Source organism: Pseudomonas sp. ChxA (assembly GCF_030263855.1).
Taxonomy (GTDB): domain Bacteria; phylum Pseudomonadota; class Gammaproteobacteria; order Pseudomonadales; family Pseudomonadaceae; genus Aquipseudomonas; species Aquipseudomonas fluorescens_CB.
Genome location: NZ_JARPMK010000001.1, coordinates 257,785 through 275,103, shown reverse-complemented (window position 1 = coordinate 275,103; position 17,319 = coordinate 257,785). Strand labels below are relative to the sequence as shown.

General features: G+C 59.1%; 11 protein-coding genes and 1 pseudogene. 8 read left to right on the top strand and 4 right to left on the bottom strand.

Features of this window, described 5'->3' with window-relative positions:
* Positions 1-108 precede the first annotated feature (108 nt).
* The 8 genes and pseudogenes from P5706_RS01095 (at position 109) to P5706_RS01060 (ending at position 10,070) form a co-directional block, all read left to right on the top strand.
* Complete coding sequence (locus P5706_RS01095) at positions 109-2,436, top strand: Tex family protein (protein WP_285678356.1); 2,328 nt, start codon at positions 109-111, stop codon at positions 2,434-2,436.
* On the top strand, positions 2,436-2,819 hold the full coding sequence (locus tag P5706_RS01090) for a PaaI family thioesterase (protein WP_017135364.1): 384 nt from the start codon (positions 2,436-2,438) through the stop codon (positions 2,817-2,819). Before P5706_RS01095 ends, P5706_RS01090 begins: the two co-directional genes overlap by 1 nt.
* Before the next feature lie 214 nt (positions 2,820-3,033).
* A complete protein-coding gene (gene gshA, locus P5706_RS01085) occupies positions 3,034-4,617 on the top strand; it encodes a glutamate--cysteine ligase (protein ID WP_285678355.1) in 1,584 nt (527 codons plus the stop codon).
* Positions 4,618-4,860: 243 nt separating this feature from the next.
* Positions 4,861-5,838 (top strand): taurine ABC transporter substrate-binding protein, encoded by a 978-nt coding sequence (gene tauA, locus P5706_RS01080; RefSeq protein ID WP_219267255.1) that lies wholly within the window; start codon positions 4,861-4,863, stop codon positions 5,836-5,838.
* A gap of 18 nt (positions 5,839-5,856) precedes the next feature.
* Positions 5,857-6,636: a taurine ABC transporter ATP-binding subunit gene (gene tauB / locus P5706_RS01075; RefSeq protein WP_064450187.1), complete on the top strand. Its 780-nt coding sequence runs from the start codon at positions 5,857-5,859 to the stop codon at positions 6,634-6,636.
* Positions 6,633-7,469 (top strand): taurine ABC transporter permease TauC, encoded by an 837-nt coding sequence (gene tauC / locus P5706_RS01070; RefSeq protein ID WP_285678354.1) that lies wholly within the window; start codon positions 6,633-6,635, stop codon positions 7,467-7,469. The genes tauB and tauC overlap by 4 nt, the downstream gene beginning before the upstream one ends.
* Positions 7,470-7,480: 11 nt before the next feature.
* Complete coding sequence (gene tauD / locus P5706_RS01065; RefSeq protein WP_200431143.1) at positions 7,481-8,317, top strand: taurine dioxygenase; 837 nt, start codon at positions 7,481-7,483, stop codon at positions 8,315-8,317.
* Positions 8,318-8,739: 422 nt separating this feature from the next.
* Positions 8,740-10,070, top strand: a pseudogene (locus P5706_RS01060) (IS110 family RNA-guided transposase).
* Between the two features lie 737 nt (positions 10,071-10,807).
* Here the strand turns inward: P5706_RS01060 and mgrA are convergent.
* From mgrA to betT, 4 genes are all read right to left on the bottom strand, one after another.
* Positions 10,808-11,845, bottom strand: coding sequence for an L-glyceraldehyde 3-phosphate reductase (gene mgrA / locus P5706_RS01055; protein ID WP_056858182.1), 1,038 nt, complete (start codon positions 11,843-11,845; stop codon positions 10,808-10,810).
* A gap of 108 nt (positions 11,846-11,953) precedes the next feature.
* Complete coding sequence (locus tag P5706_RS01050; RefSeq protein ID WP_017135726.1) at positions 11,954-13,282, bottom strand: OprD family outer membrane porin; 1,329 nt, start codon at positions 13,280-13,282, stop codon at positions 11,954-11,956.
* 224 nt (positions 13,283-13,506) lie between these two features.
* Positions 13,507-14,879, bottom strand: a protein-coding gene (locus tag P5706_RS01045) for an IS3 family transposase (RefSeq protein WP_285678350.1) whose coding sequence is annotated in 2 segments (ribosomal slippage) — positions 13,507-14,408 and positions 14,408-14,879 — 1,374 coding nt in all. Because the reading frame shifts where the segments join, the coding sequence is not laid out codon by codon here.
* A 146-nt stretch (positions 14,880-15,025) separates the two neighbouring features.
* Positions 15,026-16,987 (bottom strand): choline transporter BetT, encoded by a 1,962-nt coding sequence (betT, locus tag P5706_RS01040; protein WP_200431242.1) that lies wholly within the window; start codon positions 16,985-16,987, stop codon positions 15,026-15,028.
* Positions 16,988-17,319: the final 332 nt, after the last annotated feature.

Here is a 17,319-nt window from a genome sequence, read left to right as displayed (position 1 = left end):
AGGCAGCCTTTTGACCCAGGCAGCGGTGCCGCTGGCGCCGCTCAACCAGCCTCGCAACGCCTTGTTTTCCGGGCCTGCGAGCTGCTTTCAAGAATTTCAGGTGGTTTTATGGACAGCATCAACAGCCGCATTGCCGAGGAACTCGGTGTACGCCCACAACAGGTCGAAGCGGCCGTCGCGCTACTGGATGAAGGCTCTACGGTGCCTTTCATCGCCCGTTACCGTAAAGAAGTGACCGGCAGCCTCGACGACATTCAATTGCGTCACCTGGAAGAGCGCCTGCGCTACCTGCGAGAACTCGACGAACGGCGCATCAGCATCCTCGCCAGTATCGAGGAACAGGGCAAGTTGACCCCGCAACTGGAACGCGACATCAAGCTTGCCGACACCAAGACCCGCCTCGAAGACCTTTACCTGCCGTACAAACAGAAGCGCCGCACCAAGGGCCAGATCGCCCTGGAAGCCGGTTTGGGCGAGCTGGCCGACGGTCTGTTCAACGACCCTTCGCTGGCCCCGGAAACCGAAGCTGCACGCTTTATCGATGCCGAAAAAGGCGTCGCCGACGTCAAGGCCGCCCTCGAAGGTGCCAAGTACATCCTCATGGAGCGTTTTGCCGAAGACGCCGGTCTGCTGGAAAAACTGCGTACCTACCTCAAGCAGGAAGCTATTCTCAGCGCTCGCGTTATCGCCGGCAAAGAGGAAGAAGGCGCCAAGTTCCGCGATTATTTCGAGCACGACGAACCGCTCAAGAGCATGCCGTCGCACCGCGCACTCGCGATTTTCCGGGGTCGCAACGAGGGCATTCTGAGCTCCGCGCTCAAAGTCGGCGACGAACTGCCCGGCACCATGCACCCGTGCGAAGGCATGATCGGTCAACAATTCGGCATCCAGAACCAGAACCGTCCGGCGGACAAGTGGCTCGGTGAAGTCGTGCGCTGGACCTGGAAGGTCAAGCTCTACACCCACCTGGAAACCGACCTGCTCGGCGAGCTGCGCGACGGCGCCGAAACCGAGGCGATCAACGTGTTCGCCCACAACTTGCACGACCTGCTGCTGGCCGCACCGGCCGGCCCGCGTGCCACCTTGGGTCTCGACCCAGGCTTGCGTACCGGCTGTAAGGTTGCGGCGGTCGACTCCACCGGCAAGCTGCTGGACCACGCCACCGTGTACCCGCACGTGCCGCACAACAAGTGGGACCAGACCCTCGCCATCCTGGCCGCCCTGTGCGCCAAGCACGCCGTGGACCTGATCGCCATCGGCAACGGTACCGCCAGCCGTGAAACCGACAAGCTGGCCGCCGAGCTGATCAAAAAATACCCTGCCATGAAGATGACCAAGGTCATGGTCTCCGAGGCCGGTGCTTCGGTGTATTCGGCCTCGGAACTGGCTTCCAAGGAATTTCCGGACCTCGATGTGTCGATTCGTGGCGCCGTCTCCATTGCCCGTCGCCTGCAAGATCCGCTGGCAGAGCTGGTGAAGATCGACCCTAAATCCATCGGTGTCGGCCAGTACCAGCACGACGTGTCGCAGCTGAAACTGGCGCGCGGCCTGGATGCAGTGGTGGAAGACTGCGTGAACAAGGTGGGCGTGGATGTAAACACCGCCTCGGTCGCGCTGCTGGCACGTATCTCCGGCCTGAACACTACCCTGGCGCAGAACATCGTCACCCACCGTGACGAGAACGGCGCGTTCAAAACCCGCGCAGCGCTGAAAAAAGTCGCACGCCTGGGCGAAAAAACCTTTGAACAGGCCGCCGGTTTCCTACGCGTCATGAACGGCGATAACCCGCTGGATTCGTCTGCGGTCCACCCGGAAGCCTACCCGCTGGTGCAACGCATTGCCGCCGAGACCGACCGCGATATCCGTTCGCTGATCGGTGACGCCGCGTTCCTCAAGCGCCTGGACCCGAAGAAGTACACCGACGAAACCTTCGGTGTGCCGACCATCACCGACATCCTGCAAGAGCTGGAAAAACCTGGCCGCGACCCGCGTCCCGAGTTCAAGACCGCCGAGTTCCAGGACGGCGTTGAAGACCTCAAGGACCTGCAGCCGGGCATGATCCTCGAAGGCGTGGTCACCAACGTGACCAACTTCGGCGCCTTTGTGGATATCGGCGTGCATCAGGACGGTTTGGTGCACATCTCTGCGCTTTCGGAGAAGTTCATCAAGGACCCGCGCGAAGCGGTAAAAGCCGGTGACGTGGTCAAGGTCAAGGTCATGGAAGTCGATATCCCGCGCAAACGCGTGGGTCTGTCGATGCGCATGAGCGACACCCCCGGCGAGAAAATCGACGGCGCCCGTGGTGCACGCCCAGGCTCGGCACCGCGCCAGTCCCAGGGCAATGCCCCGCGTAAAGAGCCCACTGCCACTGCCGCGCCGAGCAACAACGCCATGGCGTCGCTGTTTGCCAACGCCAAGCAGTTGAAGAAACGCTGATGGAGATCCCGGCCGGTTTGACCCAGAGCGCGTTCAGCGAGCTGATCGGCTGCCGCCTGCAACGCCTGGACGAGGGCGTTGCCGAGGTGGCCCTGACCCTGGAGCCGCAGCTGCGCAACCGCGCGGGCAAGCTCCATGGCGGGGCGATTTTCAGTTTGGTCGACATCACCATGGGGCTGGCCTGTTCCAGCGCCCATGGTTTTGACCAACAGAGCGCGACCATCGAGTGCAAGATCAACTATATCCGCGCCGTCGAAGACGGTGATGTGCTGTGCACCAGCCGGGTGATTCACGCCGGCAGACGCACATTGGTGGTCGAAGCCGATGTGTATCAAGGCGAAAGACTTGTCGCAAAAGCGCAAGGCACCTTCGCTGTCCTCTAGCTCCCCGCCCTCGATTTGAGTTAATTTCGGCGCTGCGACAACAGCGTCGGAATTTTCTTGCTGCGCTATAGCCCAACTCATGGAGTGAAGTAGGCTTTTTCAAAGCGGGTCAAATCGACTCAAAACCAGGCGATAACGCCAGTTTCAACTTCACCCTTGTAGACCGTCCTGCCCACCCCCATATTGGGGCGACTGACGCGTGAAGGAATCCAACTTGAGCGAACTTCTCAACCGCCGCCTGGCCCTGCTCGGCAAGCGCGAACACCTCTCCCTGCTAGAGCAATGCTTGCACGGCATCGAGCGTGAATGCCTACGCGTCACCGGTGAGGGTCGCCTGGCGCAAACGCCGCACCCCGAAGCCCTGGGCGCCGCGTTGACCAATGAATTGATCACCACCGATTACTCGGAATCGCTGCTGGAGTTCATCACTCCCGCCCTGCCCAACCCGGCCGATACCCTGAGCAGCCTGGACAAGATCCACCGGTTTGCCTACAGCAAGCTCGGCAGCGAGTACCTGTGGAGCCCTTCGATGCCGTGCCCGTTGCCGGCCGAGGAAGATATTCCGATCGCCTACTACGGCACCTCCAATATCGGCCAGCTCAAGTACGTGTACCGCAAGGGCCTGGCCCTGCGCTACGGCAAGACCATGCAGTGCATCGCCGGCATCCACTACAACTTTTCCCTGCCGGAACAGCTGTGGACGTTGCTCAAGGAGACTGAAGGCTTCGTCGGCACCGACCGCGACTATCAGTCCACGGCCTACATCGCGCTGATCCGTAACTTCCGCCGCTACAGCTGGCTGCTGATGTACCTGTTCGGTGCCTCACCGGCCCTGGACGCGGGCTTCCTACGCGGTCGTTCACACCAGTTGGAAGTATTGGACGCCGACACGCTGTACCTGCCGTACGCCACCAGCCTGCGCATGAGCGACCTGGGTTACCAGAGCAACGCCCAAGCCGGCCTGACGCCGTGCTACAACGATTTGAGCAGCTACACCGACAGCCTGCGTGAAGCGGTGGCAACGCCGTACGCGCCTTACGTCGAAGTCGGCACCCATAAGGATGGTGAGTGGGTGCAGCTCAACACCAACATCCTGCAGATCGAAAACGAGTACTACTCCAACATCCGCCCCAAACGCGTGACCTACACCGGCGAGCGCCCGATCCAGGCGCTGATGGCGCGTGGCATCCAGTACATCGAAGTGCGCTGCCTGGACATCAACCCATTCCTGCCGATGGGCATCGACCTGCCGGAATCACGCTTCCTCGATGCGTTCCTGCTGTACTGCGCGTTGAACGACAGCCCGCTGTTCGCCAACAACGAGTGCGGCAATGCCACCTCCAACTTCCTCAGTGTGGTCAAGGAAGGCCGTCGCCCCGGCCTGCAATTGCAGCGTGAAGGCCAGGCGGTGGACATGAAGGAATGGGCCACCGAGCTGCTGGAGCAGATCGCCCCGCTGGCGGCCTTGCTGGATCAGAGCCATGGCATCACCGAACACAGCCAGGCGCTGGACGCTCAGCTGGCGAAGGTTAAGGACGCTTCCCTGACGCCATCTGCCCAGGTGCTGGCGGCGATGGCCGAACGCAAAGAGAGTTTTGCGCAGTTCTCCCTGCATCAGAGTGAGGTGCATGCCGCGCACTTCCGTAAGGAACCTTTACCGGCCGAGGAGCAGGCACGCTTTGAAGAGCTGGCGCGTAAGTCGCTGGCACAACAGGCGGAGCTGGAGCAGAACGAAGTGGGCGACTTTGACGTGTTTGTCGGGTCGTACCAGGCGAGCATTCTGGCGATCAGTAACTAAGGCACCACGCTGGATTGTGTGGGAGCTGGCTTGCCTGCGATGCAAACACCTCGGTGTATCAGTGATACCCAGGTGATGCTATCGCAGGCAAGCCAGCTCCCACATTTGTCTTCATTGGGTTGAAGACCTGCGCTCACTCTTCTCCTCATAAGCTAATTCGAAAATGTTATTTATTTTCGAGTTCTTAGATCATTTAGTCTCCTCACACGCCGACCCTCGGCCGCCTGATTGAGGAGCTTCCCCTTGAAACTGCTTACCCCATTGCGCCTCTTGGCCGCATTGTCCCTGGCCGGTGCCAGCCTGTTTGCCCAGGCGGCAGATGTGACCATCGCCTACCAGACCACCGTAGACCCAGCAAAAGTCGCCCAGGCCGACGGCGCCTATGAAAAAGCCACCAACGCCAAGATCGACTGGCGCAAATTCGACAATGGCGCCGACATCATCGCCGCCATCGCCTCTGGCGACGTACAGATCGGCTACCTCGGTTCCAGCCCGCTGACCGCTGCGGTAACGCGCAAAGTGCCGGTTGAAACCTTCCTGGTCGCCACCCAGATCGGCGGCGCCGAAGCGCTGGTAGCGCGCAATGGTTCGGGGATCAACGGCCCACAGGACCTGGTCGGCAAAAAGATTGCCGTGCCTTTCGTTTCCACCGGCCATTACAGCCTGTTGGCCGCGCTGAAGCACTGGAACATCGACCCTTCCAAAGTGACCATCCTCAACCTCGCACCACCGGCAATCATTGCAGCGTGGAAGCGCGGCGATATCGACGCGACTTACGTGTGGGACCCGGCCCTGGGCGTTGCCAAGGAAAACGGCAAAGTGCTGATCACCTCCGGCGAGTTGGCCAAGTTTGGCGCGCCCACCTTCGATGCCTGGATCGTGCGCAAAGACTTCGCCGAGAAGCACCCGGAAATCGTCACCGCCTTCGCCAAAGTCACCCTCGACGCCTACGCCGCCTACCGCAAAGACCCACAGGCCTGGCTGGCCGACAAAGGCAACGTCGACAAACTGGTGAAGCTCTCCGGTGCCAAGGCCAGTGATATCCCACTGCTGCTGCAAGGCAACGTCTACCCACTGGCCGCTGACCAAGTGACCCTGCTGGGCGCACCGACCACCAAGGCTGTCACCGACACCGCAGCGTTCCTCAAGGAACAAGGCAAAGTCGACGCCGTGCTGCCGGACTACGCCCCTTACGTCAGCGCCAAGTTCATCACTAACTGATTCAAGGAGTTCATCGCGATGGCCTTGCTACAACTGGAGCGCATCAGCGCACAGTACCCAGGCGCCACAGAACCGGTACTGTCCGATATTTCACTCGACCTTGGGCCTCAGCAATTGCTGGTGGCCCTCGGCCCGTCCGGCAGTGGCAAGACTTCGCTGTTGAACTTGATTGCCGGCTTCGTCGAACCTTCTGCCGGGCGCATCACCCTCGATGGCGTGCCGGTCAAAGGCCCGAGCGCCGAACGCGGCGTGGTGTTCCAGGATGACGCTCTGCTGCCTTGGCAGGACGTTCTTGCCAACGTCGGCTTTGGTCTGGAACTGGCCGGTGTGCCCAAGGCACAACGCGAAGTACGCGCCCGGGAAATGCTCGCGCTGGTCGACCTGGCCGGTTTCGACAGCCGCCGTATCTGGCAGCTCTCCGGTGGCCAGAAACAGCGTGTCGGCCTGGCCCGCGCGCTGGCGGCCGACCCACGCGTGCTGCTGATGGACGAGCCTTTCGGCGCCCTCGATGCCTTCACCCGCGAACAGATGCAGGAGTTGCTCCTGCAAGTCTGGCGGCGCACGGCCAAGCCAGTGTTCCTGATAACCCATGACATTGAAGAAGCGGTATTTCTCGCCACCGACCTGATCCTGTTGGCGCCCAACCCAGGCCAGATCGTCGAGCGCCTGCACCTGGACTTCGGTCAACGCTACGCCGCCGGTGAATCGGCGCGGGCGATCAAGTCCGACCCGCGCTTTATCGAAACCCGTGAACACGTGCTGGGCAAAGTGTTCTCGCAACGGCAGGTGTCCGCATGAGCAGCTACGAACTTCCCGCCACGGCCGCCAAGCCGGAAGCGCACAAGGTGATTGCGGTACGTCGCAGCCTGAGCACGCGCTGGATCAGCGTACTCACCCTGGTCGCCTTGCTGGCGCTCTGGTGGGCCGTTACCGCCACTGGCTTGATTGAACCCTTGTTCCTGCCGCCGCCATCCGCCGTGCTGCAAAAAGGCTGGCTGCTGGCGACCACGGGCTATATGGATTCCACCTTGTGGCAGCATCTGGGTGCAAGCCTCACGCGCATCGGCCTGGGCCTGGGCTTTGCGGTGCTGACCGCCGTGCCAGTGGGGATTGCGATTGGTTCCAACCGCATTGCCCGTGGCGTCCTCGACCCGCTGATCGAGTTTTACCGGCCGATTCCGCCCCTGGCTTACCTGCCGCTGATCGTGATCTGGTGCGGCATCGGTGAGCTGTCCAAGGTGTTGCTGATTTACCTGGCGATCTTTGCGCCTATCGCCATCGCCACCGCGACCGGCGTGCGCACGGTTGACCCGGCCAAGCTGCGTGCCGCGCAGTCGTTGGGCGCCACCCGCGCCCAGTTGATTCGCCATGTGATCCTGCCAAGCGCCCTGCCCGACATCCTTACCGGCGTGCGCATCGGCCTGGGTGTGGGTTGGTCGACCTTGGTTGCCGCCGAACTGATCGCCGCCACCAGCGGCCTGGGCTTTATGGTGCAGTCAGCGGCGCAGTTCCTGGTCACCGACGTGGTAGTGCTGGGGATTCTAGTGATCGCCCTGATTGCCTTCGCCATGGAAATGGGCCTGCGTGCCCTGCAGCGCAAATTAGTGCCTTGGCATGGCCAGGCACATTGAGTGAGAACCGCATGAGCAGCCTGACCGTTACGCCAATCAGCACCGCCTTGGGCGCCCTGATCAGTGGCGTCGATATCACCCAACCGTTGAGCCTCCAAGAACGTGACGCCATTGAGCAGGCGCTGCTCAGCCACTCGGTGCTGTTCTTCCGTGGCCAAGCCGTTACCCCGCAGCAACAGGCGCGGTTTGCGGCGAATTTTGGCGACCTGCATATTCACCCGATCTACCCCAATGTGCCGGAGCAGCCCGAAGTGCTGATCCTCGACACCGCCGTGACCGACGTGCGCGACAACGCCGTATGGCACACCGACGTGACCTTCCTGCCGACGCCTGCGCTCGGTGCAGTACTCAGCGCCAAGCTGCTGCCGGCGTTTGGTGGCGACACGTTGTGGGCCAGTGGCATTGCGGCGTATGAAGCCTTGTCGGAGCCTTTCAAACGCCTGCTCGATGGCCTGACGGCGACTCACGACTTCACCAAATCCTTCCCCCTGGAGCGCTTTGGCAACACCGCCGAAGACCTGGTGCGCTGGGAAGAGACTCGCAAGAAGAATCCACCGCTGTCACACCCGGTGGTGCGCACGCATCCGGTCAGCGGGCGTAAGTCTTTGTTTGTCAGTGACGGTTTCACCACCAAAATCAACGAACTGGAGCCGGCTGAAAGCGAGGCAATACTCAAGCTTTTGTTTGCCCACGCAACGCGGCCGGAATTCACCATTCGCTGGCGCTGGCAGGAGAACGACGTAGCGTTCTGGGATAACCGCGTGACCCAGCACTACGCCGTGGATGACTACCGGCCGCAACGACGCGTGATGCATCGCGCCACGATCCTGGGCGACGTACCGTTCTAAGCCAGGCAGAGCCTCTGAATCAATGAAGATCAAATGTGGGAGCTGGCTCGCCTGCGATAGCGGCGGACCAGCCCATACATTCATCGACTGACACACAGCCATCGCGGGCAAGCCCGGCTCCCACATTGACCGAGTACGCCCGAGTAAATTTGCCACACTGAAAATCTAAATGTGGGAGGCCCCGCCACCTCTTCGATGTAGCGCTGTCGCGCATCAAACTGGTTCATCGTAAGGTTGAAGAACGCGGGCGGGGCAAAGGCCGTAACCAGCACTGGTGTGACAGCACCCGAGTGGGAGAGTGGCCTGCACGGTATCGGCGTGGAGTCATTGTCGGCACAGCTAGCTGTGACCACGTATAAGAGAGTGAATCCGCTCGCCACCGTGTACCCCGCCCGCGTCATTCAATCCTGCGAGGAATTGTCATGACGCGCAAGAACCAAAAACGGTTTGAAGTTATTCACCCTGACTGCGCTGCCGTTGATGTTGGCGGCGGTGAACATTTGGCTGCCGTTGATCCGACGAAATGCGATGACCCGGTTAAAAGGTTTTCAACCTTCACCGACGATTTGCACGCCATGGCCGATTGGTTTGAGTCCATGGGCGTCAAGATGGTGGCGATGGAGGCGACCGGCGTTTATTGGATCCCACTTTTCGAGATACTGGATAGACGAGGTTTTGAGGTCTATCTCGTTAACTCCCGCGCGACTCGACAAATTACCGGACGAAAGTCCGATGTACTGGATTGCCAGTGGATTCTTCAGCTCATGACGCACGGCCTGTTGAGAGGCGCTTTTCGGCCCTCGGACGAAGTGTGCTCACTGCGCTCACTGGTCCGTCAGCGTGGCAATAAGGTGCGTGACCAAGCCAAAGCGCTTAATCGGATGCAAAAGGCGCTGGTCCAAATGAACATCCAGCTGGCTCAGGTCATCAGCAACATTGCCGGGGTGACGGGCATGAGCATTTTGCGAGCAATCGTTAAAGGCGAACGGGACCCCGAAGTACTCGCCATGCTCAGAGACAAGCGCGTCAAAGCAGACCAGGCCACTGTCGCCCGCAGCTTGCGCGGTAATTGGCGAGCCGAGCATTTGCATGCGCTGAGTCAGGAGTTGGCAGCTTATGATTTTCTGGAAAAACAGATTGGCGAGTGTGATCAAGCCATTGCGCAGGCACTGGAGCGACTACCCGTTCTTCAGGCGGATGTTGTTCCGCCCAGCAAAACACTGCGCAACCCACACCGCTCAAATGAGCAGCAACTGATTTTGCATCGCGCGCTGAACAAGGTCATGGGCGTGGATTTGACCGCAATCCCAACCATCGGAATCGACACGGCGTTGGTTTTGGCCAGTGAATTGGGGCGGATTTATCACGCTTTCCGACTTCGCAGCACTTCTGTTCGTGGCTAGGCCTTGCACCGCCGACGAGAATTTCGGGAGGAAAACCCCTTCCTGGAAAGACGGTGAAAGTGATTAATCGAGCTGCGCAAGCGCTGAAGCAAGCTGCCTCTATTGCACGCAACGATAAAAGTTTTATCGGTGCCAGCCACCGAGCGCGCCTGACCCGGATGGACACCTGTTGTGCCATCAAGGCGACAGCTCATCAACTGGCACGGCTGATCTACGCGATGCTGACCAAAGGTCAGCCTTATGTTGAGAAGGGAATGGAGGAATTTGAAGAACGTAGCCGAGACCGACAACTGCGCGCCCTGGAACGCAAGGCGCGAAAGTTGGGGTTGCAGCTGATTGAAGCGGCTTAATTTTTAAGAGCAAAAACAATGAGTTATTTTTTGTTTGATAAGAGCTGGCTTGCCTGCGATAGCGGTGTACCAGCCCATATATTCATCGACTGACACACAGCCATCGCGGGCAAGCCCGCTCCCACATTGACCGAGTACAACCGAGTAAATTTGCCACACTGAAAATCTAAATGTGGGAGCTGGCTTGCCTGCGATAGCGGTGTACCAGCCCATACATTCATCGACTGACACACAGCCATCGCGGGCAAGCCCGGCTCCCACATTGACCCGAGTACAACCGAGTGAATTTGCCACTCTGAAAATCTAAATGTGGGAGCTGGCTTGCCTGCGATAGCGGTGTACCAGCCCATACATTCATCGACTGACCCACCGCCTTCGCGGGCAAGCCCGCTCCCACATTGACCCGAGTACGACCGAGTGAATTTGCCACACCGAAGATCAAAATGTGGGAGCTGGCTTGCCTGCGATAGCGGCGGACCAGCCCATACATTCATCGACTGACACACAGCCATCGCGAGCAAGCCCGCTCCCACATTGACCGCGTACAACCGAGTGAATTTGCCACACCGAAGATCAAAAGTTGGGAGCGGGCTTGCCTGCGATAGCGGCGGACCAGCCCATACATTCATCGACTGACCCACCGCCATCGCGGGCAAGCCCGGCTCCCACATTGACCGAGTACTACCGAGTGAATGTGCCACTCTGAAGATCAAAATGTGGGACCGAGTTGTGCCGGCTTATTCAGCAGTGGATGGTTTTTCCCACAGGTTAATCCCGCCTTCCTGCGCAAACCGATCAATCTCCGCCAGCTCTTCTGCACTGAAGCTCAGGTTCTTCAACGCGCCGACGTTTTCAATGATCTGCTCCGGGCGGCTCGCACCAATCAAGGCACTGGTCACCCGTGGGTCACGCAGGGTCCAGGCCAGGGCCAGTTGCGCGAGGCTCTGGCCACGGCGCTTGGCGATTTCATTCAACCCGCGCACATGGGCAATGTTGGCTTCAGACAAGTGCTTGGCCTGCAACGAGCCGCCACCTGGGCGGTTGACCCGCGCATCGGCCGGCACGCCGTTGAGGTACTTGTCGGTGAGCAAACCCTGGGCCAGTGGTGTGAAAGCAATCACCCCTGCGCCCAGCTCATCGGTGGTGTCCAGCAGGTCTTTTTCAATCCAGCGGTTGAGCAGGTTGTAGGCCGGCTGGTGAATCAACAGCGGCACTTTCCACTCTTGCAGCAGCGCCGCCATTTCGCGGGTTTTTACCCCGGAATAAGACGAGATACCGATGTACAACGCTTTGCCCTGCTGCACGGCAGTGGCAAGGGCGCTGGCGGTTTCTTCCAGCGGGGTGTCGGCGTCAAAACGGTGGGAGTAGAAAATATCCACGTAGTCGACGCCCAGGCGTTGCAGGCTCTGGTCCAGGCTCGCCAGTACGTATTTGCGCGAACCGCCACCCTGGCCGTAAGGGCCGGGCCACATGTCCCAGCCGGCTTTGCTGGAAATGATCAGCTCGTCGCGGTAGTGCTTGAAGTCTTCGCGCAGCAAACGGCCGAAGTTGATCTCGGCGCTGCCATACGGTGGGCCGTAGTTGTTGGCCAGGTCGAAGTGGTTGATCCCCAGGTCGAACGCGGTGCGCAGCAGGGCGCGCTGGGTATCGATCGGGGTGCTGTCGCCAAAGTTGTGCCACAGCCCCAGGGACAGTGCCGGCAGCACCAACCCACTGCGACCTACGCGGCGGTACGGGATAGATTCATAGCGGTTTTCGGCAGCAATGTAAGTCATCGAATCCTCTCTTGGACGTAGGCAAATAAGGCCCGGGAATAAGGTTATTCCCAGGCCTTTTAACCAGCTGAATCGCTTAAGCCTGCCGTTCCGTTCTACAGCAATTTCCTACCAGAGTGGAACGACATAGCTGACATAAAAGCGATTTTCATCTTGGACGGTGGCACCGGTAATGTCCGGGCTGGCGTGGGCATTTTTCCAGGTCACGCCCAGGCCCTTGAGGGTGCCGGTCGGTACTTGGTAAGCCACGGCAATGTTGCGTTCCCACTCGCTGGTGGTGCCTTGCACGGTGCGGATGTCATCGCCGTGGGCGTAGGCAGCGGAGAACGTCAGGCCGGTGAGGCCCAGCTTACCGAAGTCATACTTGTACTGCGCAAGCCAGGTGCGCTCACCGGCGTGTTGAAATTTATTCAACTGCATGTTGGTGAGCGCCGGGGTGTCGGCGCCTGAGCCTGGGCCTTGGCGGTTGTCGCCACTGTTGAGGCCGGAATCCAGGTACGGAAAATCGCTGTCGCCGCTGTTTTTCTGAATGCCCAGGCCGACGGTGTGACCGTCCAGGCTGTAGCTCTCAAGCAAGCTGGCGGTGGTTTGGTTGATGCGGCCTTTGCTGGTGCCGTCGCCATACAGACCGGCGCCGGTAAAGTCTTTATCGCCGTCGGCGTTGGCGCCTACACCAAGGCTGCGGAACACGCGCACGTCGGTGTCGATGGCGCCCACGGACAACGCGTCATGGCGCTTGGCACCAAGGAAGAACTGCTGGTAGTAATCCTCAAGGTTGGAGTACCACAGGCTCACAGTGGTGTTCTGGATTCCGGTGTAATCCGCACCGCCGAACAGGAAGCGATCGCTTTCTCGGGTGCCGCCGGCGGTGATCATGCCTTGGTCGCCGGTTTCGTTGCGGATCTTGGTCTTGAAGATATCGCCGCCGGTGAAGGTGAAGTCGCTGAGGTCCTTGGAGACCAGTTGCACGCCGGTATTGGTCTGCTGGTACAGCCGGCCGTCGGTGTTGGCCAGTACCGGATTGTTGCCATACAGCGTGCCAACCCGCAGTTCATCTTTGGCGAAACGCATCTTGAAGGTCGGGCTGAGTACACCGAACTGGTCGGCGGATTTGCCGTTGTCCAACGGGAACATGCTGCCGGGGTAACGGCCCTGGTGATCCTTGTCGTTGAGGTCGCCGCCGGAGTCGAGTTTCAAGCCGTAAAACGCCTGCAAGTCCAGGCCAAAACCTACCGGGCCTTCGGTGTAGCCGGACTTGAAGTTGAACTCGAAACCCTGGCCCCAATCCCGCACGCTATGCGCCTTGGCATTGCTGCCCACCACATCACGACCTTGCTGGTTGAGATAGCGGTTGAGCAGGGTCACGTCGGCGTGGCTGTCGTCGATAAAATCGGCATGGGCGGACAGCATAAAGCTCGCCATGGCGGCACCCACCATGGGGCTTATTAACGTCTTCATTGTTACCGGTCTCCGTCACTGTTCTGAAATGAAAGCGTCAAACGCTTCACACAATTACGCAGTGGCCAGATGACAGTTCGGAGTCAAAACACTTAGTTCACGAATGAAATTAAGTTTAAGAAAGCCTTTAATTACGCGGGCTTGCGGGCATTTGATCGTTCCCACGCTCTGAACTGACCCCACAAAGTTGGACGTTTACCCATCTATGCCTGAGCGGCCTGAGTTCTGTATTCAACAGGACTCAGGCCGTTTAGCTTCAGTCTGATACGCGAGTGATTGTAATACTGGATGTACTCGTCGATGCCAGCGTGAAGCTCATCAAGGTCGTTAAATTTATTCAGATAAAAAAACTCTGACTTCAGTGTGCCGAAAAAACTCTCCATGGCCGCATTGTCGTAGCAGTTACCCTTGCGCGACATGCTCGGCGTCACGGAGCTTTTTTTGAGAGCCTGCAGGTAAATGGGCATTCGATACTGCCAGCCCTGGTCTGAGTGCAAAACCGGTTTTTCATGCGGCTGAAGTCGCTTGAATGCACCTTTGAGCATCTTCCCGACCATATCGAACAGCGGCCTTCTGGCAACCTCATAGGAAATGATTTCGCCGTTGTACAGATCCAAAACGGGCGACAGATAAAGCTTCTGGCCTCCAACTTTGAACTCTGTAACGTCGGTTACCCACTTTTGATTGGGTGACGGAGCTTCGAACTCACGCCTCAAAAGATTTGCCGCTACCTTGCCTACCTCACCCTTGTAGGCTCGGTATTTCTTCACGCGCACCAAGCTCTTGAGCTGAAGCTGCGCCATCAGTCGCTGAACCGTCTTGTGATTGACGAGATGACCAGCGCTTCGTACCGCAGCCGTTATCCGGCGGTAGCCATACCGGCCCTTATGCTCATCGAACGTCGAACGAATCTTGTCTTTCAGCTCAGCGTGCTTATCAGCCGCTTGCAGCGCCTTTTGCTGATAGTAAAAGGTGCTGCGTGCCAAACCGGCGAACTTCAGCAGGCTTTCGAGAGAGTGCCGCGGCCTCAGTCCTATTACGATTCGCGCTTTTTCTGCTGCGCTACTCGTTTCTTCTCCTGAACCAAGGCATCGAGCTTTTTTAGGTAGTCGTTTTCCATCCGCAACTGCTTTACCTCGGCAAGCAAATCATCGCGTGAGCGCGACTCATCATCGGGTGAGTCGGGTTGAACAGGAGGAATGGTGGTTGGCATTTTTTTCGGACGTCCGGCTCTATTAGGCTGCTTGGTAAGGGCATCAAAACCGCCCTCATCATAGCGGCGCTCCCAGAGGCCGATGATGCCGAACCTGCGGATGTCGAACAAGGCCGCCGTCTGCCGATAGGACAGCTGTTCCTTACGCATACGTTTCAAAACAGACAGTTTGAAGTCGTTGCTATAGCGCTGCAGCTTTTTCTGTTTCAGCCCGGCAGCGCCATGCACCTGATAGGCCGCAACCCACTGGCGAAGGGATGAAAAATCCACATTGTGACGGTGTGCCACATCCCTCAAACCCGCGCTACCGGAACAGTAGTCCTGCACTGCTGCCAGTTTTACTTGCTCTGTGTACTTACCCATGACACCCCCAAAGGTTGTGTCCAACCTTTGGGGGTCAGTTCACTCTGCGTGGGAATGCATCCATTGACGCTCTGCGTCATCTCTGCGGCGGGACGCGGAGCGTCCCAGGCGGCATTCCCACGCGGAGCGTGGGAACGATCGGTGGGTCAACGCACCAGGTGCAGGAACTGCAGGTGGCGCTCGTACTGGTCGAGGATGTCGTTGATGATCTGCTCCTTGGTGTAGCCGACCAGGTCGTAGTCCTGGCTGCCCTCACTCAAGTGCACTTCGGCGCGGTAGTAACGGCGGTTGTTGATCTCTTTGGAGCCCATGCCACCGCGGGCAAACGACGGCGTGAAGTAGCCGCGCATCTGCACCTGGTAAACGAATGGATGCTCCTCGCCATGCCCGATTTCCAGGCTGACGCTGTCGTTGGACGGGTCCGGCTGAGTCACTACATTCAGGCCCTTCTCGACGAACACCGCCGTCACTTCTTCGATCGCCGGGCGCACCGTCGATTCGAGGAAACGGTACACCTCATCGCGTGACGGGAAGTGCACGGCCTGGCTCAAACGCTGGCGCCAACCACCTCGGCCTTTGCGCGCAGCCGACACCGGTGCCAGCGAATGCAGCTGGGCAATCTGCTTCTGCGATTCGAGGTAAAAGGCCTTGTGCAGCCCCCACATCATCAGCAGCAAAATCAGCGAGAACGGCAACGAGGTCAGCACCACTGCCGATTTGAGCGAGTCGATACTGCCGGCAAACAGCAGGGCACTGGTGACCAGCGCCGTCATCGCCCCCCAGAACACCCGCAGCCATTTCGGCCCATCTTCATCGGCGTTGCCGCCTTTGGACGACAAGGTCGACAGCACGACGGTGCCGGAATCCGCCGAAGTGACGAAGAACACGAAGCTGATAAACACCGTAACGGCGATCACCGTCTTGCTCCAAGGGTAGGTTTCCAGCAGCAGGTAGAGGCTCATCGAAGGGTCATCGATGGCCGACTGGCCCAACGCGGTCATGCCGTGGTTGAGCACCTGGTCGATGGCGCTGTTGCCGAAAATCGACATCCACGCCAGGGTGAAGCCCAGCGGAATCAACAGTACGCCGAAGACGAACTCGCGGATGGTCCGACCACGGGAAATACGCGCGATGAACAGGCCCACGAACGGCGACCATGCGATCCACCAGGCCCAGTAGAACACCGTCCAACCGCCCAGCCAGTCGCTGGGTTTGTCGTAGGCGTACACATCGAAGCTCTTGGTTGGAAGCGCGCCGAGATAGTCACCGATGTTCTGGATCAGGGTGTTGAGCAAGTGCTGGGTGGGGCCTGCGAACAACACAAACAGCAGCAGCGCACAGGCCAGCAGCATGTTGATGTCGGACATCACTCGCACGCCCTTGTCGACGCCGGCGACGGCAACGAGGATCGCAGCGCCCATCATCAAGGTGATCAGGCCAACCTGAATCCACTGCGTATGCGCGATGCCAAACAGGTAGTCGAGACCGGAGTTGAGGTGCAACACGCCAAAACCCATGTCGGCGCCCAGGCCGAACACCGTGGCAATGATGCCGAAACCGTCCACCGCATAACCGATGGGGCCGTTGATGCGCTTGCCGATCAGCGGGTACAGCGCCGAACGCAGCGCCAGCGGCAGGTTATGCCGGTAGGCGAAGTACGCCAGGGCCATGCCGACAAAGGCAAACACGCCCCAGCCGTGCAGACCCCAGTGCAGAAACAGAATCTGCATGGCCTGGCGAGCCGCATCGGCATTCATCGGCGCGCCCTGGGGCGGCTGCACCAGGTGCGTCAATGGCTCGGAGACACAGAAGAAAAACAGCGTGATGCTGATCCCGGCGGCGAACAGCATGCCGGCCCAGGACAGATAACTGAATTCGGGCTCGTCGTGGTCGGCACCGAGTTTTATCTTGCCGTAGCCCGATAGCGCGGTGACCACCACGAAGACCAGATACAGCGTCATCGCGAGCATGTAGTACCAGCCGACCGTATTGGCCGCCCAATTTTGTGCGGCCAGCAGCCAGGCACCGGCCTGTTGCGGAATCGCGATAACAGTGATGCCAAACAGCAGGATGAAGCTTGCGGCAAAGTAGAAAACCGGCGCATTCATGCGCACCAGGCCGCTGGATGGGGTGGACGATGCACTCATGAACGATGCACCCCGAAGGTGTGTGATGTGGCTGTAAATAACGGACTCAGCAAAGGTAAGCCTCCTGTTGTGAGCGGGCAGCGAACCACCGGGTTTAACTTGAACGAGCATTCAAGTTAAACATAGGTAGGCGGTTTGGGACTAATCGCAGGGCTGAGTGGTAGACAATTCCTACACTAGCTCAAGGATTGGTATGACGGGCGAGAGAGGTAAATCGTTCAGCGATTACGGGTCTAATTTGAAATGCGGTTAACCCTGTGGGAGCTGGCTTGTCGGGTCCCACAATTGATCGG

Coding starts and splice junctions, on each gene's coding strand:
- betT (WP_200431242.1), bottom strand. CDS start 16,987: ATGAATGCGCCGGTTTTCTACTTTGCCGCAAGCTTCATCCTGCTGTTT.
- tauD (WP_200431143.1), top strand. CDS start 7,481: ATGAGCAGCCTGACCGTTACGCCAATCAGCACCGCCTTGGGCGCCCTG.
- tauB (WP_064450187.1), top strand. CDS start 5,857: ATGGCCTTGCTACAACTGGAGCGCATCAGCGCACAGTACCCAGGCGCC.
- mgrA (WP_056858182.1), bottom strand. CDS start 11,845: ATGACTTACATTGCTGCCGAAAACCGCTATGAATCTATCCCGTACCGC.
- tauC (WP_285678354.1), top strand. CDS start 6,633: ATGAGCAGCTACGAACTTCCCGCCACGGCCGCCAAGCCGGAAGCGCAC.
- P5706_RS01095 (WP_285678356.1), top strand. CDS start 109: ATGGACAGCATCAACAGCCGCATTGCCGAGGAACTCGGTGTACGCCCA.
- P5706_RS01050 (WP_017135726.1), bottom strand. CDS start 13,282: ATGGTGGGTGCCGCCATGGCGAGCTTTATGCTGTCCGCCCATGCCGAT.
- P5706_RS01090 (WP_017135364.1), top strand. CDS start 2,436: ATGGAGATCCCGGCCGGTTTGACCCAGAGCGCGTTCAGCGAGCTGATC.